Source organism: Paenibacillus sp. XY044, from assembly GCF_002257645.1.
Taxonomy (GTDB): domain Bacteria; phylum Bacillota; class Bacilli; order Paenibacillales; family Paenibacillaceae; genus Paenibacillus_AQ.
Genome location: NZ_NQMO01000002.1, coordinates 35,387 through 57,534, shown reverse-complemented (window position 1 = coordinate 57,534; position 22,148 = coordinate 35,387). Strand labels below are relative to the sequence as shown.

Annotated in this window: 26 protein-coding genes; 6 read left to right on the top strand and 20 right to left on the bottom strand. The window is 54.9% G+C overall.

Annotated features, from left to right (window positions below):
* Positions 1–28: 28 nt before the first annotated feature.
* From CJP46_RS08360 to CJP46_RS08285, 17 genes are all read right to left on the bottom strand, one after another.
* Positions 29–1,660 (bottom strand): hypothetical protein, encoded by a 1,632-nt coding sequence (locus CJP46_RS08360; protein ID WP_094595179.1) that lies wholly within the window; start codon positions 1,658–1,660, stop codon positions 29–31.
* Positions 1,661–1,676: 16 nt separating this feature from the next.
* Positions 1,677–2,792 (bottom strand): hypothetical protein, encoded by a 1,116-nt coding sequence (locus tag CJP46_RS08355; RefSeq protein WP_094595178.1) that lies wholly within the window; start codon positions 2,790–2,792, stop codon positions 1,677–1,679.
* 17 nt (positions 2,793–2,809) lie between these two features.
* Complete coding sequence (locus CJP46_RS08350; RefSeq protein WP_094595177.1) at positions 2,810–3,163, bottom strand: hypothetical protein; 354 nt, start codon at positions 3,161–3,163, stop codon at positions 2,810–2,812.
* Between the two features lie 15 nt (positions 3,164–3,178).
* On the bottom strand, positions 3,179–3,757 hold the full coding sequence (locus tag CJP46_RS08345; RefSeq protein WP_094595176.1) for a YmfQ family protein: 579 nt from the start codon (positions 3,755–3,757) through the stop codon (positions 3,179–3,181).
* The gene (locus CJP46_RS08340; RefSeq protein ID WP_094595175.1) at positions 3,750–4,868 is read right to left on the bottom strand and encodes a baseplate J/gp47 family protein; all 1,119 of its coding nucleotides are present in this window, start codon (positions 4,866–4,868) and stop codon (positions 3,750–3,752) included. The genes CJP46_RS08345 and CJP46_RS08340 overlap by 8 nt, the downstream gene beginning before the upstream one ends.
* The gene (locus CJP46_RS08335; RefSeq protein WP_094595174.1) at positions 4,868–5,326 is read right to left on the bottom strand and encodes a DUF2634 domain-containing protein; all 459 of its coding nucleotides are present in this window, start codon (positions 5,324–5,326) and stop codon (positions 4,868–4,870) included. The genes CJP46_RS08340 and CJP46_RS08335 overlap by 1 nt, the downstream gene beginning before the upstream one ends.
* Complete coding sequence (locus CJP46_RS08330) at positions 5,319–5,729, bottom strand: hypothetical protein (protein ID WP_094595173.1); 411 nt, start codon at positions 5,727–5,729, stop codon at positions 5,319–5,321. Before CJP46_RS08330 ends, CJP46_RS08335 begins: the two co-directional genes overlap by 8 nt.
* Entirely contained in the window at positions 5,722–6,699 is a 978-nt protein-coding gene (locus CJP46_RS08325) for an XkdQ/YqbQ family protein (protein ID WP_094595172.1), read from the bottom strand. Before CJP46_RS08325 ends, CJP46_RS08330 begins: the two co-directional genes overlap by 8 nt.
* Positions 6,696–7,331 carry a LysM peptidoglycan-binding domain-containing protein gene (locus CJP46_RS08320; protein ID WP_179281155.1) on the bottom strand — a complete coding sequence of 212 codons (636 nt, stop codon included), beginning with the start codon at positions 7,329–7,331 and terminating at the stop codon, positions 6,696–6,698. Before CJP46_RS08320 ends, CJP46_RS08325 begins: the two co-directional genes overlap by 4 nt.
* A 42-nt stretch (positions 7,332–7,373) precedes the next feature.
* Positions 7,374–9,026: a hypothetical protein gene (locus CJP46_RS08315; RefSeq protein ID WP_094595170.1), complete on the bottom strand. Its 1,653-nt coding sequence runs from the start codon at positions 9,024–9,026 to the stop codon at positions 7,374–7,376.
* 15 nt (positions 9,027–9,041) lie between these two features.
* On the bottom strand, positions 9,042–9,176 hold the full coding sequence (locus CJP46_RS37000; RefSeq protein WP_256992264.1) for a hypothetical protein: 135 nt from the start codon (positions 9,174–9,176) through the stop codon (positions 9,042–9,044).
* 23 nt (positions 9,177–9,199) lie between these two features.
* Entirely contained in the window at positions 9,200–9,634 is a 435-nt protein-coding gene (locus tag CJP46_RS08310; protein WP_076175084.1) for a phage tail assembly chaperone, read from the bottom strand.
* Positions 9,635–10,071: 437 nt separating this feature from the next.
* Positions 10,072–10,479 carry a phage tail tube protein gene (locus CJP46_RS08305; protein ID WP_094595169.1) on the bottom strand — a complete coding sequence of 136 codons (408 nt, stop codon included), beginning with the start codon at positions 10,477–10,479 and terminating at the stop codon, positions 10,072–10,074.
* Positions 10,480–10,553: 74 nt separating this feature from the next.
* Positions 10,554–12,014 (bottom strand): phage tail sheath family protein, encoded by a 1,461-nt coding sequence (locus CJP46_RS08300; RefSeq protein ID WP_094595168.1) that lies wholly within the window; start codon positions 12,012–12,014, stop codon positions 10,554–10,556.
* 3 nt (positions 12,015–12,017) lie between these two features.
* The gene (locus tag CJP46_RS08295; RefSeq protein WP_094595167.1) at positions 12,018–12,227 is read right to left on the bottom strand and encodes a YqzN/YkzM domain-containing protein; all 210 of its coding nucleotides are present in this window, start codon (positions 12,225–12,227) and stop codon (positions 12,018–12,020) included.
* A gap of 12 nt (positions 12,228–12,239) precedes the next feature.
* The gene (locus CJP46_RS08290; RefSeq protein ID WP_094595166.1) at positions 12,240–13,079 is read right to left on the bottom strand and encodes a hypothetical protein; all 840 of its coding nucleotides are present in this window, start codon (positions 13,077–13,079) and stop codon (positions 12,240–12,242) included.
* Between the two features lie 423 nt (positions 13,080–13,502).
* Entirely contained in the window at positions 13,503–13,979 is a 477-nt protein-coding gene (locus CJP46_RS08285; RefSeq protein WP_094595165.1) for an ArpU family phage packaging/lysis transcriptional regulator, read from the bottom strand.
* 261 nt (positions 13,980–14,240) lie between these two features.
* Between CJP46_RS08285 and CJP46_RS08280 the strand changes: the two genes are divergently transcribed.
* The 3 genes from CJP46_RS08280 (at position 14,241) to CJP46_RS08270 (ending at position 17,076) form a co-directional block, all read left to right on the top strand.
* Positions 14,241–14,699 (top strand): helix-turn-helix domain-containing protein, encoded by a 459-nt coding sequence (locus tag CJP46_RS08280; protein WP_094595164.1) that lies wholly within the window; start codon positions 14,241–14,243, stop codon positions 14,697–14,699.
* 37 nt (positions 14,700–14,736) lie between these two features.
* Positions 14,737–15,150 (top strand): ImmA/IrrE family metallo-endopeptidase, encoded by a 414-nt coding sequence (locus CJP46_RS08275; RefSeq protein ID WP_094595163.1) that lies wholly within the window; start codon positions 14,737–14,739, stop codon positions 15,148–15,150.
* Between the two features lie 108 nt (positions 15,151–15,258).
* Positions 15,259–17,076 (top strand): 5'-nucleotidase C-terminal domain-containing protein, encoded by a 1,818-nt coding sequence (locus CJP46_RS08270; protein ID WP_373557984.1) that lies wholly within the window; start codon positions 15,259–15,261, stop codon positions 17,074–17,076.
* 170 nt (positions 17,077–17,246) lie between these two features.
* On the opposite strand, the gene CJP46_RS08265 is transcribed toward CJP46_RS08270, so the two are convergent.
* Both CJP46_RS08265 and CJP46_RS08260 read right to left on the bottom strand, forming a co-directional pair.
* Positions 17,247–18,398 carry a transglutaminase domain-containing protein gene (locus CJP46_RS08265; RefSeq protein ID WP_094595161.1) on the bottom strand — a complete coding sequence of 384 codons (1,152 nt, stop codon included), beginning with the start codon at positions 18,396–18,398 and terminating at the stop codon, positions 17,247–17,249.
* A 39-nt stretch (positions 18,399–18,437) separates the two neighbouring features.
* The gene (locus CJP46_RS08260) at positions 18,438–18,893 is read right to left on the bottom strand and encodes a hypothetical protein (protein WP_094595160.1); all 456 of its coding nucleotides are present in this window, start codon (positions 18,891–18,893) and stop codon (positions 18,438–18,440) included.
* Positions 18,894–19,255: 362 nt separating this feature from the next.
* Between CJP46_RS08260 and CJP46_RS08255 the strand changes: the two genes are divergently transcribed.
* The 3 genes from CJP46_RS08255 to CJP46_RS08250 all read left to right on the top strand — a co-directional run bounded on the left by CJP46_RS08255 (position 19,256) and on the right by CJP46_RS08250 (position 21,226).
* Positions 19,256–20,413, top strand: a complete 1,158-nt coding sequence (locus tag CJP46_RS08255; RefSeq protein WP_094595159.1) for an MFS transporter — start codon at positions 19,256–19,258, stop codon at positions 20,411–20,413.
* A 107-nt stretch (positions 20,414–20,520) separates the two neighbouring features.
* Positions 20,521–20,691 carry a hypothetical protein gene (locus CJP46_RS36475; RefSeq protein ID WP_179281096.1) on the top strand — a complete coding sequence of 57 codons (171 nt, stop codon included), beginning with the start codon at positions 20,521–20,523 and terminating at the stop codon, positions 20,689–20,691.
* A gap of 175 nt (positions 20,692–20,866) precedes the next feature.
* Positions 20,867–21,226 (top strand): toprim domain-containing protein, encoded by a 360-nt coding sequence (locus CJP46_RS08250; RefSeq protein WP_094595158.1) that lies wholly within the window; start codon positions 20,867–20,869, stop codon positions 21,224–21,226.
* Between the two features lie 180 nt (positions 21,227–21,406).
* On the opposite strand, the gene CJP46_RS08245 is transcribed toward CJP46_RS08250, so the two are convergent.
* Positions 21,407–22,018 (bottom strand): SCO family protein, encoded by a 612-nt coding sequence (locus CJP46_RS08245; protein WP_094595157.1) that lies wholly within the window; start codon positions 22,016–22,018, stop codon positions 21,407–21,409.
* Between the last annotated feature and the right edge of the window lie 130 nt (positions 22,019–22,148).

The window sequence follows — 22,148 nt, the reverse complement described above, 5'->3', positions numbered from 1 at the left end:
ATTCTTCATCCCCTTGGAATGCTGTAGTTTATTGTGTGTCGATCTTTATAGCACTTACCGTGCCGTTTGCGCCTGCCTGACCTGGCGAGCCGGAACCATTGCTCGGATACACCACAGGCCCGCTGCTGCTGCCTTGATACGCGGCTCCAGCCGAACCGCCAGCGCTCCCGGCGCCTCCCAGCGCTGTGACTGTTCCGTTATTTGTGTATGTCCCGCCGTACCGGATAAAGATACAGCCGCCTCCAGCTCCACCGCCACCACCGCCGCCACCGTTGCAGTAGTTTGCGTAGATGGAACTTAGGTTACCGCCTGCTGTTCCAGCAGTTCCTTTTCCACCGTTTGCGAGTATTTTACCTGTAGAGCCTACTGTGATGTTTCCGCGAGCGATCAGCACAATAAGGCCGCCCGCACGCTCTGAACCGTCAGAGCTGAGGGAGTAACCGTTGGAACTTGTATTATATGTGTTTGAAGTCGCTCCTGTACCTCCTGTACCTCCGCCGTATGCGATCCCCGGCGTACCAGACCTAGCCCCTGATGTTACACTTACATTTTGCCCGACACCCCCAGAACCGTTATTTCCAGAGGCACCGTTTACGCTCGAAGGCGACAATAGTATAGCTGGGTTGGGCGTGATGCCTCTGCCGATATTTCCGTTACCTCCTGAACCTCCAGAGCCATTTTGATACCCGGCGCCTCCGCCTCCGCCTCCGCCACCGATACCGCCCTGCATAGGAAGTACAGACCCCTTACCGCCAATACTGCCGACGCCCACAACTCCGCTGGTTGCTATCCATCCATTAACGCTGCTCCAGATTAAGCCGTCCGCGCCTTTACCGCCGTCTCCGCCCCTGCCGCCGTATAAAAAGGCGCGGTTAACGATACTTTGGTCTGTGACTAGTGCGTTTGGTGGCATATCCGCTGCAACAAAGAGCGGCCAAGACAACACAGTCGCATTTATGGGGTCCGCGACGTCTCCAGCCATCTTTGACATATCAATGGTTCCGTTAATCGTGATATCGCCCTCAGCGTAGATAATGAGTCCCAGGCAGGGACCTGATGCCGTCACCGTTACCCCAGCGTCGACTGTGTAATTTTTGACCTTAGTAAGGATCACCCCCCCGTTAGTAGGGTTGTATGTCGTATTGGTGCTAATTTTGATATCTGATGTTCCTCCCCCGAAAGTAGCCGGGGTCTTTTTCTGAGCTGATCCTGAGATCCCGAAAATAGTTTGACCACTCAGGATGTTCTCTGGTTTCAGGTTTACCTCTTCGATTATTCCTGTGACCTTTGTACCTGGAGGATAGTACCCGCCCCGCAGCAGTTTAGAAACTCTGAGTTCTGTATCCCCCAAGAGGTTCACCCATTCCCCAGTTCCCATCTCCTCACCCATCATAGGCATGGCCCCGGTGACCTTCTGGCCCGAGATATAGGCCGTCTTACCGGGATAGATGTCTGCAGCTGCAGCCGTGGCATCTGCTGTGTATATGAGCATGTTGTTCGCCTTCACGATCTCCACCAGGTCGACCATAGTCTCGTTGCCCGTAAGCGTGATCCCCTTCGCCTGCAGCGCTTCTTTGAGGTCGGGGATTTGGTTAATCCCCGTTAAAGCCTGCAGCTTAGCGATAACGGCGCTTAGTTTTGCGTTACTTGGTAATGGCATATGTTAGCCTCCTTTCTTATCCGATTACAACCCAGTGGTAATAGGTCGATGTCCCATAGTACGTAGGGATACTGAACCCTCCAGAGTTGGCATATACAAGGTTCCGTGATTTGGATGTCTCCCAGTCTATAGCGCTGAGCCCCGATTTCATATAACTAGTGCTTAGCCCCCGGACAGACGCGTCTACAAATATAGATTCTTGCCCTTCTCTATCGTTTCTCCAGGCTATAACGATTCTTGGAGTAAAGCCGAAGTTTTGCTTCACTTCAAAAGGGAACAAAAGGATGTTTTGTCCGTCCCTGTCTGGATAGTACTGCGAAGCTGCCGACGGAGAGGGGTTCTGGTACCCATTCGCTATTTTCCAGGTGCTCGCTGTACCTATGACCCCGAAAATAGATCTCCCGGCTAGGATGTTCGCGGGGATTAGGTTATTGTCACTGACTGTGATCGATCCGAAACCCTTGCTGGTTTGCGTTCCGGTGTAGTACCCAGTTTGGGGTGCAATCATGATGTTTCCTAATCCATCACCTTTATACGATGACGGGTTAATATACTTCTCTTCCCCGCCTAAATTTGTGAGCTGCTCCCGCGAGTAGTTTGAAACCTTCCCCGCCTGCCCCGCTACGCTGTACCCCTCAACAAGGTAAGCTGCAGGTACAGACACCCCTTTCACGACTCCAGCTCCGTTATGGTAGCCCGCAGCAATTACCTGGTCCACAGCTGTAGGCGTAATCGTAACCGCTCCCCTGTTCGGCATAGTGCCTGTCTGCCCGGCGATCGTGGTCCCTGCCAGGACGCTGGCTACAGGTACCGTTACCGCCGAAACCTTCCCAGCACCGTTGTGGTAGCCAGCGGGAATAGGAATGTCCGAAGGCCCTGGGGTGACCGTTTGCGCCCCACGGTACTGCATGCTGCCGATTGCTGCGCGGATTGTCGACCAGGACGACGCGGTCGTTAGGTTGAGCGCTGGGTTCATAGCGTTCAGCTTATTTACGACATCCAGCTTGATTGCGTCGTTGTTCGCTTCGGCTGTGTTCGTAATGTCGATAAGAGCCGTCAGGTCCTCCTGCTTGATCCCAGCGCCTCCGCTGCCGATTCCCCGCGCCCTCAGCGCGTCTGTAATGCTTGGCATGCCTCTCTCCTCCTTCCTTAGCTGTCTGCATAGGTCTTATTCACGACGTTACCAGCCGCGTCATAGGTGAGCGTCCAGGTTCGAATCTTAGTGCCCCCAGGCATACCTAGAGTCCAGGTGTCCGTCGTGTACTTGCCGCTGCTGTTCTTGTTCGACAACTGACAGCTGATTGCTAAGCTGCCGTCTTCTGGCCGAAGGTATTGAACCTTTGTGTAGACCTGCGCGTCTGCGTCCCAAGACGATGTATCCACCTTCTCCTGGTATGGCCGGCCCAGAAAATCAATAATATCCAAGTTTGCATTGTATGCGGCCAGATTGTTATTATCAGAGCCCTCTGGTCGCTGGATACCGCTCGGTAAAGTATTAGCCATGCCTTATCCCCTCCTTTACGGTCTATATTTCTCCCATTCATCCCAAGTAAGATTGAGCGCATCTGTTTGATCCCAAGACTTCTTCGCTTTGTCCAGCTCGTCCCACGTTAAATAAGTGAATTTATACTCTAACGACATATGAGCCGGCTTTATTTCTTCCATGACTGCCTTCAAGTCTTCCAAATTCGCGGGAATACCTCGCGTACCAATAAAAGTAACGGTAATTTTATACTCACCCGGCGAGATCAATACACTAACTTCCCCGCCGTCGTAGGCCTGTGCCACGTTTTTAATCATCGAACCCGAAACCTTGCCGCTGCCTCTCAGCTTGGATTCAACATAAGAGCGTCTTTGATCAATCGGCTTATTCTTATCCGTAGGTATCCCCAGCTCCGCCTCCCACCGTTCCAACCCCCACGTCGCCGTCTTCACAAAAAACTGCTCCAACGTCTCATTCAGAGCTGAATAAAGAGCATCCATCTCCGCGCCCTTGGCATCCACATCAGCTCGAATGACCCGGCTGAATTCGTAGTAAGCTGGCAGATAGGAGAACAGTTCGGCACCACGAGAGCTTGTAAATGTAGCGTCACTCATGAACGTCCACCGCCCCCAGTACAGCCACTTCCCCAGGGCTGATTTGGATATTCGTATCCACGGCGCCGTTGACCGTCAGATTGGAATAATCAATAATCGGCGGGATATCCAGCAGAATGGCAGCAATTCTGGTATAGCGGACAAGCGGATCGGCAAAAGCCAGCTGTTTCAGATAAGCGGTAATACCCCCGATCATCTGTTCCTTGACCACCTCTAAAGTAGCTCCATCAGCCAAAGTGAGCTGGACCGAGATATCGATCGGCACTTCTTTTGCAGGCATTACCGTTACAACCGGTCCCGCTGGAGCTTTTCCTTCCCCCTGACCGTCCATGGTTGGATCAATATACACCTGAACAGCTTCAACGATCGCCGAACTGGCTGCGCGCTTGTCCATATCGACCAAATAAATGCCTACCGTCCCTGGACCTTGCCATAACGGAGCGACCTGCACTCCTCCCACGCCGGGAACCTCATTGGCCCACTGGATATATTGAGCTTTGTTGCCGCTGGTGCCCTGGTTTCGGATTTCCGCATAGTACCGTTCCAACAACGACTCATCCGACTCCTCATCGGCGCCGCCAGTTACTGCTGCCGGATTGGTTACCGAAATGATGCCGCTGGTTGGAACCAGCATGACCTCAATGACGCCTGCCGGCACATTCCCCTGGCTGCCCGCCACTAAAGCAGTGATAGGCGCCAGTCCCTCGCCGCTGCTATTCAGCGTCACGTCGGCGGTTGTTTGGTACTCGATGCTGGATTCGCCCGTAATTTCGTCGGCCGGTGTGGCAATCAAAGTTCCCTTCGCCAGTTTTTTCCCAGGCTGCCCCATAAACTTCACGGTCCCGGTCGCAGGCACCGCTGATCTACGGTTGACCCCCCGTTCCGCCGTTCTTAAGGTCAGGTACTCTCCAAAGGCCGTACTCGCGAACCCCCGCCTCAGCACCTCCTGCGCCCACAGCGCTGCCTCGGACAGCATGAACGCCACCGGTGCCTGCGCGTCCCAGATAAAAGAGCCCTCGGACTTGTCGATCTCCGAAGGCACCTTGGCCAGCATGCGGTTCATAATGTTCTCTTCCGTCTGATCCTGCAAAAAAAGCGGCAAGTCCGCCATCAGATCACCACGCTTTCTATGATTTCAATCTCGTCCCGGACACTCTGGATACGACAGCTGAAGCGGCAGGCCACGCCTTCCCACGCAAACGCGAACTGATCCACGCTCTCCGTCCGCGCGTCCGCTAGGAGCGCCTCGGAAACCATGCGCCGAATTTCACTCTCGAGCAGAGCATGATCGTAGCCGCTTCCGATCAGATCCTCCAGCTCGCTGCCGTAATCTCTCGAATAGATGAGATGGCGATAGCGCGGGGTACGGATGGCTTTTTCGCACCAGGTTACCCAAGCTTGCCTTTCGTCCGCGACGGCGATTTTACGGGTGGGGGACATGACGAATTCCCCGGCATCAAAATCGAACCGCCAGCTCTTCCCAAACACTGCCCCGCTCCCCTCCAGGAGTTCCGTCTCCGCATCCTCGGTCCAGACCATGTCCTCCGTCTCCGGAAACAAATTAGCCACGGCCGCTCACCACCCTGCAGACGACGACCACGTCATCTCCACCGTTCACACGGACGGCCAGCACCCGGTCCCCCGGCTTAAGCCCGGCACCCAGCTTCAGCGCAGCATCCTGGACTTCGGTCTCGTCAAAATAAAACGACGTATCCATCGCCACGCTCCCCCAGTTCGGGGTATCCGTCCGCGTCCCAGAAGCTCCGACCGCCATATAACGCGGCAGCGCAAGCAGCCCCGGCAGCTCGGCCACCATGTAGTCCTGTATTTCATGCTTAAAATCGTCCAGCTTCAGCCCCGTCGACGTGATCGTCCCCAGCACCGCCCCGACGCCGCCGAGCGCCTGGTGCGTGTGCTTGCCGACCGAAGCGTACAAAGAGGATGCAAGCTGTCCATACGGGTCTTTATTCAATGTAAAACCTCCTTTTGACGTCGTCGTAGGTTCCGAGCTCCAGCGACATGCTTCCCGGGTTGCCCAGCTCGCGGCTGACCGAGATGACGATCAGCTGCACTTGGCCCAACTTAACCGCATCCCCCGCCCGAATCGTATTGATATCCGGCGCGTTGACGGTGATCGTCTCCTGGATGCCGCGCAGCTTGCTGCGGGCGAGCTCGCGGGCGGCAGCTCCGTTTTTCACCTCGTCGTCCTGGATAATTGCCTGGAGCTGGCCGTACTTGGCCATGTCCTTTTCTTCAATGGCGAGGACTTTGGACGGAACCTCTTTGCCCGTCTCGCTCGCCTCGGTAGCCAGCACCTTCACCTTCGTCGCCGCCCCTTCCAGCGTGTGCGTCTGCATCGTATCAGTTACCGCCTCAAGAACGTAGACGTCCGGGTTCGTACCCAGCTCGTACAGCTCCAGGCCGGAGGCGATCATCCGGGGATGATACAGCTTGCCGCCAGCTTTGGCGGTAGCCCGCAAATCAGCAAACATGCTCGCATACAGCGACTGCGTCCGGTACACAGCCCGGCCCAGCTCCTTGCCAGTATCCGGCAGCTTGGCGATTTTCAAATTCCAGTCGGCGGCATACTTTTTAAAACGCTGCGTCGCCGTCTGCTTCGCCGGGAACAAATACTCGTCCTCCGATTTGTCCAAATAAACGGTCCGGTCGTACAGTGTTATAGTCATCCGCTTCATGCCGTTATTCGCTGTCTCGACCTCCCACACCACCGCAGGATGCAACAGGGTGATGTAATCCTTTTTCCCGTAAGGAATGCCGCTGATGCGGATCGCCATGCCCGGCGAGATCGGGGGCAAATCCGGCGTCACCACCAAGTTGACCGTGCCCTGGTAAGCGATCTGCTCCAGCGAATCGCGCAGGTTGATTGCCTCCACCAAGGGAGTCAAATCGTATTTGTCCTGCAAAATTACTTTGTAACTCATGACAGCACCAACTTCTGCCCCGGCTTAATGGCATTCGGGTCCTTGCCGATCACCTTCTGGTTCAGCTTGTAGATCTGGTTCCATTTCGAGCTGTCGCCGAGCTCCAGTTTGGCGATTTTGGAAAGGGAGTCACCCGCCTTGACCGTGTAGGTTTTGTTTTTCTCCTTCATGTCGGTACGCTGCTTTTTGTTGACCGCCGTCCCGCCACCAGTGCCGCTGCCAGCCGTCTTCGCCATCTTAAGCTCCCTCCACGTGCGGAGCGTGATGTCGAAGTATACGTCCCCAGGCTCCCCGCCCCGGAACGTCGTTTGATGGGAGGCCACGAACACGGGCACATTGATCCCGGCTTCGCTGATGATGAACCGGAGCGGGGTTTTCATCACCAAAAAATCGTTCAGTTTGTTCATCGCCACCTGCGGATCAGGCAGCTCGCCCTCTCCCCCTTTGCAGAAGGACTCATCGTACACTTTCGGAAAAAAGGAGGAAAACGAGATTTCCTTAATCCGGTCCCCCTGCGGAAAATCGAACTCCCCGGACGAGAGAATGTTGGCGGTATCATAGCCCTTTTGCCTGGAAATGATCACTTCCTCCGGATTGACCGGAAACGTGAACCTCTCGCCCTTCCCTGTCATTAACACCAAATCCAAAGCGGTTCCTCCTCTCTGGAAACGTCTTTACACATACGCTTTCGCCCCCGGCTTACGGTTCTGCGCGGCTTTGGCGAATTCGGAGCGAAGGCGCTGCCCGATCTGAAGGATCAGGCCCTCCACATCTATGGGCGTCTCTTCATGTACAGTCACCTGGACTGCACCGGCCGGGAGATTGTAGTTGGTTTCCGTTTTAAAATCCTTCAGGAACCCCGACAACGCCGACATCTGCTCCGGACTGATCTGCACGAGCTGCGGCGTCGTCTTTCCGCCTCCGTTGCCCCCGATTCCCGGCTTAACGCCTCCGCTCGCAGCCTGCAGCCGTGGGCCTGTTCCCATAGGAGCGGCCGGACCTTGAGCTCTGGGCAGGTAGGGACCGTAGGCTTTGCTGGATGGTGGGAGGGGGGAGGTTGGCGGAACATACTTATTCGGGTAGATCATTCCCGGTAACCCTTTTTGGGCTGTCCATGCGGGTGGAGCGTATTGTCCATACGGCAATCCTGTTGACACAGTCGGTGCAGATCCTATGCTGGATTCAGGTTTTACGAAAGCCGGCTTGTCCTTTTTCTTCTTTTTCGAAAACAGATCCGAGACCCAGCCGCCGACCTTGTCTCCTATATAACCTCCGGCTGCACCACCCAGCATTGCTCCGACCGCCGTTCCTCCACCAGGAATAACCGATCCTAAAAAGCCTCCCAAAACCGTTCCGACGCCGCCCCCGACGGAAGACCCAATCGCTTGAGCCCGCTCTTTCCCTGTCTTTGCGGTCATAATGGATATGGCATCGGCTGCGAATCCAAGGACTCCCGGCAGATTTTTGCCTATGCCCTTGGCGGCTGAAGTCATAATTCCACTGCTTCCGATGGCTTTTACAGTAGAAGCAGCGATCCCGCTGCTCTGGGCAGCTTTTGTGGCTGAATTGGCGATTGCACTGTTTTTACTGCCACCGAAGAATTCCTTTCCACTTTTCCACAAACCCTGTATTCCGCCAATAACGCCTTCACCAGCTGAACCAATGGTACCAATCAGATCACCCGTTGCACCCATCGTTTTCCACGCTCGGCCCAAGGTCTTTTTCCGCTTATAAGTTTCAGTCCTTAGAGGGGTTTCCCTTTTGGCAGCAGCAGGGTCGTCCGCCAGGTCCTTCTTCGCCTTATCTTTGTCCTCGCCTCTCCATGCCTTTCCGATGGCTTTGCCTTTATCCGGGATCTCCCCCGCGCTTTTTAACCCTCCGCCAAAGCTTTTTAGCGCAGAAAATACATCCTTGATTTTGTCAGGTGTAGACTTTGGCCCATCCTTCTTCTCCCCTCCAATCTTCAGCTCCCCAATCGTTTCCGTGAGCTTTTTGACGGCGGCCGAGTTATCCTGAAGTGCTGTAACGAGAGTGGAAAAGTCAATCTTCCCGCCTAACGCTCCCCCACCTGCTGCAACATCTACAGTCGCCGTCGCCCGGATAACCTGGGACTTCACGCGGTTGATTTTTTCCAGCAGGCTGTCCAGTCCCTTCGAGGCGCTGTCCTTCAAAGCAATTTCAGGCACCATGCGAGTTCTCCCGATCTTCAGCACGCGTCCCTGAATCCGTTCAAAATACCGCTCCATCGCCCGCAGCTCACGGTTCGCCTTGATTACGTTTTTGAGATCGATGACGAGATTCATTCGGTAATTTAAAGTTTCTGCCATGAATCGTTCACCTCCTTAACTTGGATTCATTGCTGCCATATGCTCGATTTCTTCCTGGGAAAAAGCGAGCAGCAGCAGCCGCTCCCCGCGCGGGAGCCTCCAAAACTCTCCGGGACGAAGGTGATGCCGGGCCCACAGATGGTACAGCATCGTCGTCATTCCCCCGGAGCCGATCAGTTTTTTAGGTCAGCGATCTCGACCCCGAAACCGGAGAGCTCCAGCACCTTGTCGCCGACGGCATCCAACTCCCCAGCCAGCAGCATGCGACGCACCGCCTGCTCCCCGCCCGACAGCTTCAAGCGGCTCGTGATCCGCGGATCGCCCCAGCCGTTCAGCGTGAGGCCCTTCACTTCCAGCTTGCCGGTGGCCTCGGAGATAAGCAGTGCGTTGAACGTTTCGGTATCGACCTTTTCGTCCACCGCTCCCTTCACCGTCCGGCGGACCGTGCACCGCTCGCGGATGCTGTCCACCTTGCTCGAGGTCAGGCCGTGCAGTACGATCTGCATATCGAGGCGCTTGATGCGCACCGTCTCCTCCGGCAGCTTTTCCGCCGCCTCAAACAGGCTATCCAAAATTTGTTCCTCACTCCAGTTGTCCTGTAAGCTCATGCGTGTTCCTCTCCTTCATTCGTTGAATGTTTTATGTCCCTAATAGGGTGGTTTTAAGAGTTTTATTTTCTAAAAAGAGTGCCCTTCGAATTTCTTTCGGCGATCCAGCCAGACCATGGAATAGTTAAAGTGTGGCGGCCCTGTATTGGCTAAAGTTAATGCTTAATGGTAAAAGTAATTTGCTCACAGTAACCACAAATGCCACTAATTCTCACGTCTTGCGAATGGCACGATAGCCGCAAGTGATTTATCTGGCGCGTCTCACGAGAGAGAACACCAAGAGAACACCAATAAGCGCAAAAGTGCATCTATTTTCCCGGTAAACCCACCCTTTCGCAGATTTTCACCAGAAATAAATGCACTTTTGCTTTTATTACCTCTAAAATGGTGATTTCAGCCGAATGAAGTCCACTATTGCAGCTATTTATCCGGAGTCCTTAGTCCCCCGTGATCGGGTCCAGCAGCTCGTACCCTTCAAAGGTAAACGTCGTTTCCTCCTGCACTTCCTCGCCGGCGGTCCAGTTGGCCAGCTGGATTTTGTCCGGCATGCAGCGGATCAGACGGACGCGCTCGTGTCCGTAGGACTCGGGATCGTCCAGCTTAGAGATGATTTCAAACTTCGTGAAGCCGCGGTTGATCATATCCGAGGTCACTTTGTAGCCGCTCATCGTGCCGGTTCCTTTTTTGCTGCCGCTTTTGTGGACCGTCCAGTCGCTGCCCACCAGCTTGAGCTCGCGCTTTTCGATTTCGACGCTGGCTTCGAGCTTGTTAATGTGCGTCTGCCATACACCGTCGATATAGGCCTGGCCGTACGTGCCGAGAATGACTTTTGAAGCATCCAACATAGGGGTTCCTCCTCAGAGTTATTCATAGTTTTTTTCATAGCTTGCATGGGTTAAAAAAGACCGCGGCTCTTCCATCACTGCACGTAAAAGGTGCCGAACAACTGCTCCATCACGTCCGTCAGCTTCACATTCCACTGCAGGAACACCTGATCCGGCTCCGGCTGCTTCACCGCGGAATCGCCGTAGTAGGCCGGATCGAGGATGACGTCATAGCCGTCCGGCTCGATGACGCTGCTCAGCGACAGCTGGCCGAGGTACTCCATGACTGCGCCGATCAGGGCGAGACGGCCTTCTTCCGTGTTGTTCACACGGCCGATGTACGTCTGCTCCGCCGCCCGCTGCAGATCCGCGTTGATGGCGTCCATGACGCGGATGGAGCGGATCTTCTTCCAGGCGCTGCTCTGGCCCTCGGCCGGCGTCGCCAGCGTGTTGATGCCGCGCAGCGCCTTCACCTGGCGGCCGTCGAAGAACAGCAGGAACACGCCGCTCTTCACGGCTTGCTCCTGCTCGGAGCGCGTCCAGCGCCGGGTGACGTCCTCGAACGGCGTGACCGCGTACGTCGCGGACTGGTTCAAGCGCTGGCCCGCAATCAGGCCGGCCACATAGGCAGCCGTCTGTGCGGAGCTGTAGTCCGTCCCGGACAGACGGACACCAGTGCCCACGTTGACGATGCCCTCGTGGTTCAAGGCCAGGGAGCGGGCCGCCGCCAGATCGGCCGCATCCTTGGACACGTCATCGGCGGCGCTGCCCCCGAAGACGGCCATGACGCCACGGCCTTCGCCGCGCAGCCGCTTGATCCAGGCGGCAAAGCTCTGCAGCAGCGCCATGTCGGCGGCATAGTCGAGCGCCAGCAGGTCGAAGTCCTGGCCCTCGGCGGCCTCCTGCATGGCGATGTAATCAGCGTTCGTCAGGCCGGCGATGCCGCTCGCCCCGCCGGAGAGCGCCAGTCCGCTGACATCGGAGGGCACGCCACCGCCATCCATGACCTCGGCGGTGATCCAATCATTGCCGCCATTGATGCTCGCGGCCAAAGAAGCGGCCGTGCCGTCGGCGCCGGTGAAGGTGCCGAGCAGTTTGGCGCCTTCATACAGGCGCAGCTCCTTTACGGCCGAATTGCCGAGCGCAGGCTGCACCGTCACGGTGAAGCCGTTGCCGCGGCTGCCGGGGTACTTCGACGTCAGATTCAGGACGGCGGACGGCGTAGCTTCGCCGCTCTGCAGCGTCACGGCCGCCGCCTGGGCCGTATCGTCCGCCAGGCGGTAGGCCAGCAGCTTTTTTGGACCGCCGAGCAGGGCCAAATAGAGTGCGGAGTACGCGGTCGCCCCATACTCGCCGTCCGCAGAATAAATCGCGGAAATCGCCCGCTCGCTGCCGATTTCCACGAACTCGCGAACCGGTCCCCAATTGGCTTTGACTGGCACCACAACCGTTCCGCGGCTGCCGCCTTGAATGGCCGACGCAGCCGCCGCTTTAAAGTTCATGTACAATCCCGGCAGCACCGGTTGATTTGTGATATCCCAAGTTCCACCTGCCATAAGTTAGACCACCTTCGCTTTCATGAATTGTTGGATCTTGCCTTGTACCTCGGCGATCGTAAAATACCGACCATCCGTATTGTGCATGGCACCTGCCACGACTTCTGCCCGGACTCCGAACAGCTCCTTGGCCTGCGCCTTCAATTCCTTCAGCTCATACCTCGGCATGCCGCCTCCGGCTTCCGGGGTTTTCGAATTTTTCTTTACGCCCATATCGGGGCCACCTCATTTCATAATGGGTTGAACGGCAACGCGGCGGATCAGCGCCGCATCCTCCGCAGGACGCATTCGCCGCTGAACCAGGGTCAGCTTAAGCTGTCCTTCCAGTATGGCGTCGACCTGCAAATTCGCGGAAACTTCCGCCACCGACAAGTAGCGGCGTTCCCCGTCACCCAGCGGCAGCTGGGTCTGCGCCCCCAGCTGCTCCACTAACGTGACCGAGGCATGGTGCTCGGTCTCCGAGAACGGTGCCGCCAAATGCCCGGCAAACGTTTTGCGGACCTCGTACATCGAAGCTCCCGCCATCTTCGTCTCGCAGCCGGCCAGGCGCCACAATACGGCATGCTCCTCCCGGTCCGCGGGCCAGGACGTTTCGTAGACCTGCCACATGTCATCCAGCTTGCCCCGTGTCCATTCCGCCAGGGTGCTGAGCCATGCATCCGACTGAGCAGGCGCTTCGGCTCCCGAAGCCTCCGGCAGGTACGCCCCGAACCTGAGGCACCGGATGATGCCGCCAGAGGCCGGATCAAGCGCGTCCGCTTCCGGAACGCCCAAGTAATGCAGCAGGATCGCTCTGGGATCCGGACCTGCTATTCTTTTGCGCTGCAGCCCTCGGATCAGCTGCTGTGCCCAGTCATCCAGCCTGGATATCACGGCACTGCCGCCGTACAGCTTCACGCGCACCACCTGCCGGTAACCCGCCCAAGCCGACTTCCAAATCTCCTCGCCAAGGGTGAGAACGGCGTATGGCCCGTCGTCCCCTCCGGCCGGCGGCTGCACATCGTAGATCCGGCCTTCCAGTTCGGGAATCAAGGCAGCGACTGTCTGTTTAACGGCTTCCCTCATCACACTGCCCGCCGAACCGTTCCTTTTGCGTCACAGCCCCTTCCATTCTTTTGTGTCCGCTGAATCTGTATCAACTCGGCCCCCTCCTTTCTCTCTTATCAAAGCCATCGGGATAAAACTCACACGTCCGCAAAAAACCGGCCCATCCGGCCGGCTCAATGTTCGGTGCGTCCTTTGCTTCATTCCCGATGATATAATCTTACATCCAAGTTTCGAAAACGCTGACGGCGGTTCGGACGGTTATCGGCGGAAAATAGTACGAATATATGTTCGTATTTTAATATCCTTTTTGTTCCAAATGGGAATGGTTAGGATCCGCACTTCTACGGCCAATTCATCCCCCGAATCTCCCGTTCCCCTTTAGATAAGAAAAAAAGCCGAAGACCTCTCCGGTCCCCGGCTTGTCCCGTTTATGAACGGGTTTCATTTGGAATTGCGGGTTTTGGCTTTGTGAAGCTCGGACAATGTCAGCAGCCCACGGTCCGCAAACGCCAGCGCCATTTTATAGAAGGCACGTGTTCGTATTTTCGTGTACGTGTCCTTGCTGACCGGCGGGTCGAGCACATAGTTGTAGACTTTATAGTCGAAAACGTCGTCCTCCTTCATGTACCTCGCTCGGATCAGCGTCTGTTCCCGTTCGCCCAGCCGTTCCACGATCGACTCGATCATCCGGCAGTATGCCTGGCGGGCCGCAGGCGCGTCCACATTGTAGACGGCGACCTGCGCCGTCTGGTCCGAGGTCACATTGGTCGGTCCATGAAACCGTTCGGTATAGGAGGCGGTGATGCCCGCTTCCCTGACTTCAAACGTAATCGTTTTATAGATCCGGTATTTCTCCAAAATCGCTTCAACGGCGGCTTGTGTCTTGCGGCGGTCCAGCTGCGGCAGCATTTGATCCATATTCAAACACGCTCCTTCATGGATGTTCACCTAAAAAAACTATGGATTGTTCGCATTTTTGTTCGTATAATGATGTTAACATACCACTTTTTGGGTATCACGTAAAATCTGAAATTCTCGTCCTAACCACCGTCTTGCTCCGGATTTCTTATTCATTCATGCCATTTGGTATTAATACCATTCTTTTCTTTACCTTTTGGCAACATTGAATTATAGTAACGGATAGAAACAGATCATCGACATAAAAGGAGTGGCTATACCGTGGAAAAAGAATTCGGAGCCGTGCTCAAACGGCTGCGCGAGCAGAACGGCATGACGATCAACCAGCTGGCCGAAGCATCAGGCATCAGCAATTCGCAAATCTCCCGCATGGAGAACGGGGTCCGGGGCATTCCGAAACCGCCAACCATCCGGAAGCTCGCGGAAGCGCTGGAAATTCCTTACGGTGAACTGATGAGCACCGCAGGTTACTGGTATGCTGACGGGGCTCCCGAAGGCTTGCGGGAGGAAGCCCCTGCATGGGCAACCTATAAGGATAAGCGGGATTTCAAGAAAATGCTGGAGGAAGACGGAGAGCTGATGTTCGACGGGATTCCGCTGGACGCTGAGGACAAGCAGCGCATCAAGGATGTCCTCACGGGGCTGTTCTGGGAAGCGAAGCAGATGAATAAGCGGAAGAAGAAGGAACTAGGTCCCCCGGACAGCTCCTCTTCTTCGTGAGGTGGGACGAACAATCCACAACTTGCAGGTGAATCCTATGGATGAGATGATTCGAAAGTTAATCCGAAAATATAAGACCAGCTGCCCTTTCGAACTTTCCCGGTCCCTTGGCATTCATATCCGCTACTTGGATCTCGGCAAATCCACCAAGGGACTCTATTACCGGAAACTGAGACGGCGGTTTATCGTGATTCACAGTGAGCTGTCGCCCGAGTGGCAGCGGTTCGTCTGCGCGCATGAGCTCGGCCATGACCGGCTCCATAAAGGGATCAACCGCTTTTTCCTGGAAGAGCATTCCTACTTTGCCCCCGGCAAGCTGGAGCGGCAGGCAAACCGGTTTGCCGTCGGCCTTCTCTCGTCGGGAACTGCGATGCTGCAAGACGAGACGGTAGAAACCTACTGCAAGCGTGTCGGCATCCCGCCGGAAATGCACATTTATATTCAACCTTAGGCCAATAAATGATTCATAAGTCTTATTTCACCGTCCTGATAGTTTATTAGAATAAAGGGGAAGGAAAATTTATCTAATACGATTTAGGAGGTTATGAGATTCATGATCATAAGGAAATGGTTCACCTCCCTTCTGTTCAGCGCGGTGCTGTTGGTCGGTTCGGCCCAGGCGGCCGCGGCGGCAGAGGGTACGACCGGGAGCACCCCGGAGCCATCCGCCCCGTCCGGCAAGCATATTACGATTCTGCACACGAACGATATGCATGGCCGTGCGGTAGAAGCATCCCCTGAAATGGGATTTGCCAAGGTCACAGGAATCTTTAACCAATACCGCAGCCAGAACCCGGATACGCTCGTTCTTGATGTGGGCGATGCCGTACACGGTACGCCGTTTGCCACGCTCGTTCAAGGCGAGAGCATCGTAAAGGTCATGAACGAAATGGGATATGACGCCACGGTACCGGGCAATCATGAATTCAACTATGGCTGGAAGCATCTCGTAGAGCTCACCAAGGAATTGAAATTCCCGATGCTGAGCGCGAACGTGATCCAGGACGACGGAACAACCCTCTTTAAGCCTTACATAATCAAGGAAGTCGACGGCGTTAAGTTCGGCATCATCGGCCTCAGCACGCCGGAGACCGCATATAAAACGAACCCGACGAACGTCACCGGCCTGAAGTTCGCCGATCCTTCGGTAGAAGCGAAGAAATGGGTGAACGAAATCCGCGGGCAGGTCGATGTCGTTGTCGTTCTCGGCCACCTTGGTCAGGACAAATCAAGTGTCGATACCAGCCTTAAGGTCGTCAAGGAAGTGCCCGGCATCGACATTTTCATCGACGGACACAGCCATACCGTCCTGGAAAACGGCCTGATGGCCGGCAATAACACGCTGATCGCCAGTGCCGGCGAATACACGAAATATGTGGGTGTCGTCGATCTGTGGGTCGACAACCACAAAGTCATGAAGAAAGAAGCCACCCTGATCGATGAGAAGGAAGCTGCCGATATCAAGCCGGACCAGAAGGTCGCCGATCTGGTCGCTTCGATCCAGAAGGAGCAGGAGCCGATCCTCAAGGAAAAAGTCGGCGAAACGCCTGTGCTGCTGGAAGGCTCCCGCGAGAAGGCACGCACCGGAGAGACCAACCTCGGTGACTTGCTGGCCGATGCGATGCGCGATGTGAGCCAATCGGATGTAGCCATCACGAACGGGGGCGGCATCCGCGCATCGATCGAAGCCGGAACGATTACCAAAGGTGACGTCGTGACGGTTCTGCCGTTCGGCAACCAAATCGTGCAGCTGAAGGTAAAGGGTTCTGACATCAAGGCAGCCCTTGAGAACGGCATATCCGATTATCCAGAGTCCAAAGGAGGTTTCTCCCAAGTTTCCGGGGTCACGTTTAAGATCGATACCACGAAGCCCAAAGGAAGCCGCGTTCACTCCGTGAAAATCGGCGATAAAGCGCTTGATCCGGACGCTACGTATACGCTCGCGACCAATGATTTTATGGCCGTAGGCGGCGACGAATATACCATGTTCACCAAATACCCGCAAGCCGGTATGTACGGTGCCCTGGATGAGGCTCTGATCAACTATATCCAGCAGGGCAAGCCGATTCCGGAAGGACCGGCCGGACGCATCACCGAAGGCCCTGCCCCTGCGGAAACTACCGCGCCTGCGCCAACGCCGGCGAAACCAGCACCGGAACCGACGACACCATCAAATCCAGCTCCGGCTAAGCCGCAGCCTGAGGTCAAACCGGTCCCTGCTCCATCGGCTGCAGAGGTGTATGTCGTGAAGAAAGGCGATACGCTGTACAGCATCTCGCTGAAATACCATACGACCTGGCAGACGCTGCGCGACCTGAATCATATCAAGAACGCCAACCGGATTTATCCCGGTCAGCAGATCAAGCTGCCCGCATAATCCGGTCAGCAGCTATCACATCTAAGCCAAACGGGGATCGAAGTTATGCAGGGCCCTATCCTGCCCTTGTTAAGAAAAACGTCCGTTTAAACAACATAAAATCCCCTTGCCTATAACGGGCAAGGGGATTTTTCAATGGTCCCATTCCAAAAAAACCTACCAGCTTTGTATTACAGCATCTGCTCCTTAATATGCGTCTCCGCAAATTTTGGAGGATTGAACCAGTCGCCGCTCTGCGCCCATGTCGGATCCAGCGGCACCCACTTGTTCTTTTGAGACAAATACACTTCGTTCCAGGCATGCGGTCCATATCCGCCTTGGCCATCATAGCCTTGGCCGGTAACCACCTTCACCTGCAGACCCTGAGACCGGGCCATCACCGCATACAGTCTGGCATAATCGATGCAGACGCCCTTCTTCGTGTTGAACGTATCCTGCGGCGTCTGTTCATGCCAGACTCCCCGCTGCTCGTAATCATCGACCTTGCCGTAATCGTACTGCACCCGGGTGCCGACCCAGTCGTACAATTTCCGCGCCTTTTCCTCGTCGGTTTCCGCGCCTTTGACGATCTCGGCGGCGGCCGCCTCGATATCCGAAGGAATCGCGTGGTCAATCACCTCGTATTTACGCTGCATGATGCCGTTCAGCTCTTTTTCGACAGCTTTCGTAAATACCGGAAGCTTCTCTTTCACCAAATGGCCGGACAACGGCTCGATGACCCGCTGCGCCCCTTCTTTATAGATCGGCGATGCCTCCACGTATTGGGTAAACGAGGTGTGCGGATACAGCGATACGTAAACGAACAGCAGCGCGACGACGACGATACACCGCCCCGCCCCGATCAAGAGGCCGATGCACGCACCGGCAAGACGGCTCAGCAGCGAAGCGGAAGACTTCCCGCCCGGGTTAAAGAGCGCGCTGCTCCCGCCGAAGATCAGCACCGTCAACCAGCGGATCAGCAAGCGGATCATACTGTAGCTCACGATAAAAATGACGGCGAACCGCATCAGCGGGAAATCGGCCATTGACGTAATGAACGTATAGTAAATCTGCTCCCACATTTTCAAATCCCGGTTCGGGAGCTGGCTGGCATAATTGGCGAGCCATTCCTGAACTCTGGGCGATACCCACAAGGTAAACGGTACCGCGAGCACCAGCCCCAGCAAAATAAAGACGCTTTCCCTCAGCAGGGACAGCAGCCTTCCCGCAGAGCGGGATGCACCCCGGCCCCATCCCTGAAGCAGGGACACCAGCAGGATTATCAGCAGCAGAATGCTGATGATGTTAAATTCCTTAAGACTTTCTATCCATGATTGCAGCATAAGATGACCCCCTCCACGTAGGTGCATGGATTAAGCCCTTTATTTTCCATTTGAACCGCCCGCCTGGCTTTGGGATTCGGAGATAAACGATTTGACCGTATCGTTGATCTTCCATTGCCCGAGAGATACGCCGCGGAACGTGACATCCACTTTGTCGCTTCCCGAGGTTCCCTTCATTTCCAGGTTCGGCGTCGTGATCGTAAACGTTCCGTCCCCGTGGTCTGCATACTTCGCATCCTTGGCTTCTTTCATCATGACGTTCATGGCTTCGCTCTTCAGCGTATCTACGGTCTCGTCCTTCACGGTCGTTACGACCTGGTTGATCTGCTCCAGCGAAATGCCGCTGTATACGACAAGCGCCAGCACAATGATGATCACGAGCGCCCATTTGACCATCGTTTTGACCAGATTCAGGACGATAAACAGCACGACAAGAGCGATCACGATCACCAGCCAGTTTTGCTGCAGAAAATCGGACCATACCTGCATATCCATTTCAAAAACACACTCCCATCGACCTGAAGGGCTTAAGCCGCCCTATCAAGTGATTTAGAAACTTCCATTCGATTATACATGATCCGGACATCGGCTGTCAGCCAGCCCTTAGACGGGGCTTTCTGTCGTTCCCGGGGCGTAGGCGCCTCCAATATCAAGAAATCCGGTACTTGCCAGGGCAAGCGGCAGCCCGTCCTGCGCAACCCGCAAAGCTATCGATTTGCCCGTCCCAAAAAAGAGGGTATAAGCCGCCAAGTAGAAACGTACAAGTAGATTGATGAACGAATGGTTGTCTTATCCGCTGGTCAACCCGTTCCACACCGAACGTACAGATGATGAATCTGCCGAAAGGAGCTGCTCACGTGAAAACTGCCATTTGGCTGTACATGTTTTTGTTTCTCGCCTTCTTCGACCTTCACGCCCAGTACCCTATACTCACTCCGTTCGCGGTCTCCTTGGGAGCAGCGCCGGTCTTTATCGGTTGGATGATGGGCATTTACGCGCTCACCCATTTGCCCGGCAATTTGATTGCAGGCACGGTCATCGACAAGCACGGGAGCCGGCGCTATATTATTTTCAGCCTCGTATCGGCCGGCATCGTCCTCCTGCTGCAGGCGCATGTGCAGTACCCCTGGCAGCTGCTGGTCCTACGGTCGATCAGCGGCTTTGTGCTGGCCTTCTTGTCCCCGGCCTGCCTTGCATTGCTTGCTTCCCTGTCCAAAAATGAGGTGACCCAGGGCAAATATATGTCCGGTCATGGCGTTGTGCATACCCTGGCCTCGGTCGTATCGCCCGCTGCGGGAGCCTTTATTGTGGCCCATGCCGGTTATTCGACGACGTTCCAGGGACTCGGGTGGCTGCTGATCGCGACCGGTGTGATGGCGGTCTTCAGCGTCCCGAAACCGGTCAAGGCACTGACGAATGCCCCCGGCGGAAGCGACGAAGCCGCACAGACGGCGCCTGCTCCCAGCGTTTCGTGGCGTTATTTTATCCTCCCCCTTGTCGTTTCCTGTTCCCAAGGGATTCTGTTCTTTGAGCTGCCGCTGCGAGATACCGGGGTTGAAGGCATTAAATCGACCGGCATCCTGTTTTCCATACTGAGCATCGGCGCCCTGGTGACGCTGAGCATGCTGTTTATCAACCGTTATTCTCCCTATAAAAGGGTCATCGCGGGCGTTCTGTTGATGGCTATTTGCTTCTTTGGCATGGCCGCGCTGCCCCAGATACCGCTGGTCGTCATTCTTTTTATTCTCGGCTCAGCGAAAGGCATTATCTTTCCTGGACTTGCCTCCATGTTCATCCAGCTCAGCGGCGGCAGCAAGCTTGGGAGAATCTTTTCGCTCCAATCCATCGCCATGTCCATCGGCTCCTTCATCGGTCCGATTGCGGCCGGCCAGCTTAGAGGAGCCGTGTCTCCATACTATATTGCTTTTGTCCTCCTGATGGCGGGACTTATGATTATTCCAATCTATCGCAAGGGATCTGCGCTTCATCCCCATATAAACGAAAATCCAGTGTAGACAAAAGCCTAAAAATGGAGAGATAGGCCCCTGCACAATAATTCCAGCACTCACCCACATAAGATGGATTGTGTTAACCGACCAGGCAAGAAAGAGGGGTGATCTCGATGGGTCTGTATTCTCACTGCGGCTGTGGTCCAGTAGCAGCTCCGGTGGCTGCACCTGCGACCAAGGTAGCTCCCGTGGCAGCAGCTCCGTGTGTGCCTTACAGTAATGTAGGTATCGTACTGGTACTGTTTATTCTGCTTGTCATCATTTTGCGTGCATTCTGGTGCTAGAACGGCGATCTTCCCATATTAAACGGTCTGTCTACCCTGCTGGACAGATCGTTTTACTTTTTTTTGCATGGCTCGCCGAAAACAAGCTACACTATAACTACCCGGACCTAAGCTTCAACATTTCCCGGGGAATTTCGAGATAAACATCCTTCTCTTTAGTCCGAGGTGAGCCATCATGCCGATTTATATTATTGTCGAGGGAAAAAACGACCGCAGCAAGGTCCGCCGCCTGCTGAACCCCGACATTGAAATTGTATGCACGTTTGGGACGTTAAACACGACGAAGCTCGAATCTCTGCGCAAAGAGATCAAGGACAGCGAGGTCTATCTGTTCATGGACAACGATAGTTCCGGTAAAAGGATTCGCGGCGTTCTCCGAGACGCCTTCCCCGATGCCGGACATATCTATACCAGGCGGGGATACCGGGGTGTCGAGGGCACGCCGGATGAATACATCATTTCCCAGCTGGAAAAGGCGGGGCTCGAAGAATTTATCATTTATCCCGATACCTACACCGTGTGGTCCAAAGATTAAGGCACCAAGAAAAACATCTATCGATATACATTACTGAAGACGGACCAAATCAAGCGGTAATTTTTCTTGCGGTTATAGAATGGTTCAGCTCCGCTGAAAACTTACAAATTCTATAATCCATAAAAAAAGGCGCCCTACCCTTCCGGAGCATGCCGGGGATCGTGGCGCCTTCCTGTTTGATTATTCCTTGGCCAAATTCTCAACGTCTTTGGCAAGGGATTCAGCCGTAACTTCATCCGTATTGTTTGCGTTATACAGCTTGCGGACCTGGTTGTTCCGGTCGACAAGAGCGATAATGTTGGCATGGGAGAAGTTGTCCTTATTGTCTCCCATGATGGCGATTTTGAACGATTTTTCGGCCAGATCACGGATCTGCTGATCCTCGCCTCTCAGGAAATACCATCCATTATAATCGACATTGAACTTGTCCCCGAACTCTTTGATCTTCTCCCGGGTATCTACCTTCGGATCAAAGGAAATCGAAACGAATTCGGCATCCTTGCCGAAGGTGCCGTCCTTGACGAGCTGCTTTTGCGTCTGCGACAGCATGAAGGTCGTTACTGGACATACGTCCGGGCAGCTGGTGTAGAAGAAGTAGAACAATCTAACCTTGCCTTTGGTATCGTCTAGGCTCACCGTTTTGCCATCCACATTTTCAAACGAGAAATTTCCGACCTGGCTGATGACCGGCAGCTTCTCTTTGCCGAATCCCATGGCGTTATATACCAGGTACCCTGCTCCGATCACGATCACCACCAGCAAAATCCAAGTCCATTTGTAGCGCTTCAACATCGAATTTGTTCCCCTCTCCCTAATAACGATTCCTGCCATCCCTAACGCCGAGCGAACATCCCTATGCCGCCCCGCCTCCCCAGGACTACAGGCAGTAGTTTATTATGTAAAACGGATGCGGAACCAACCG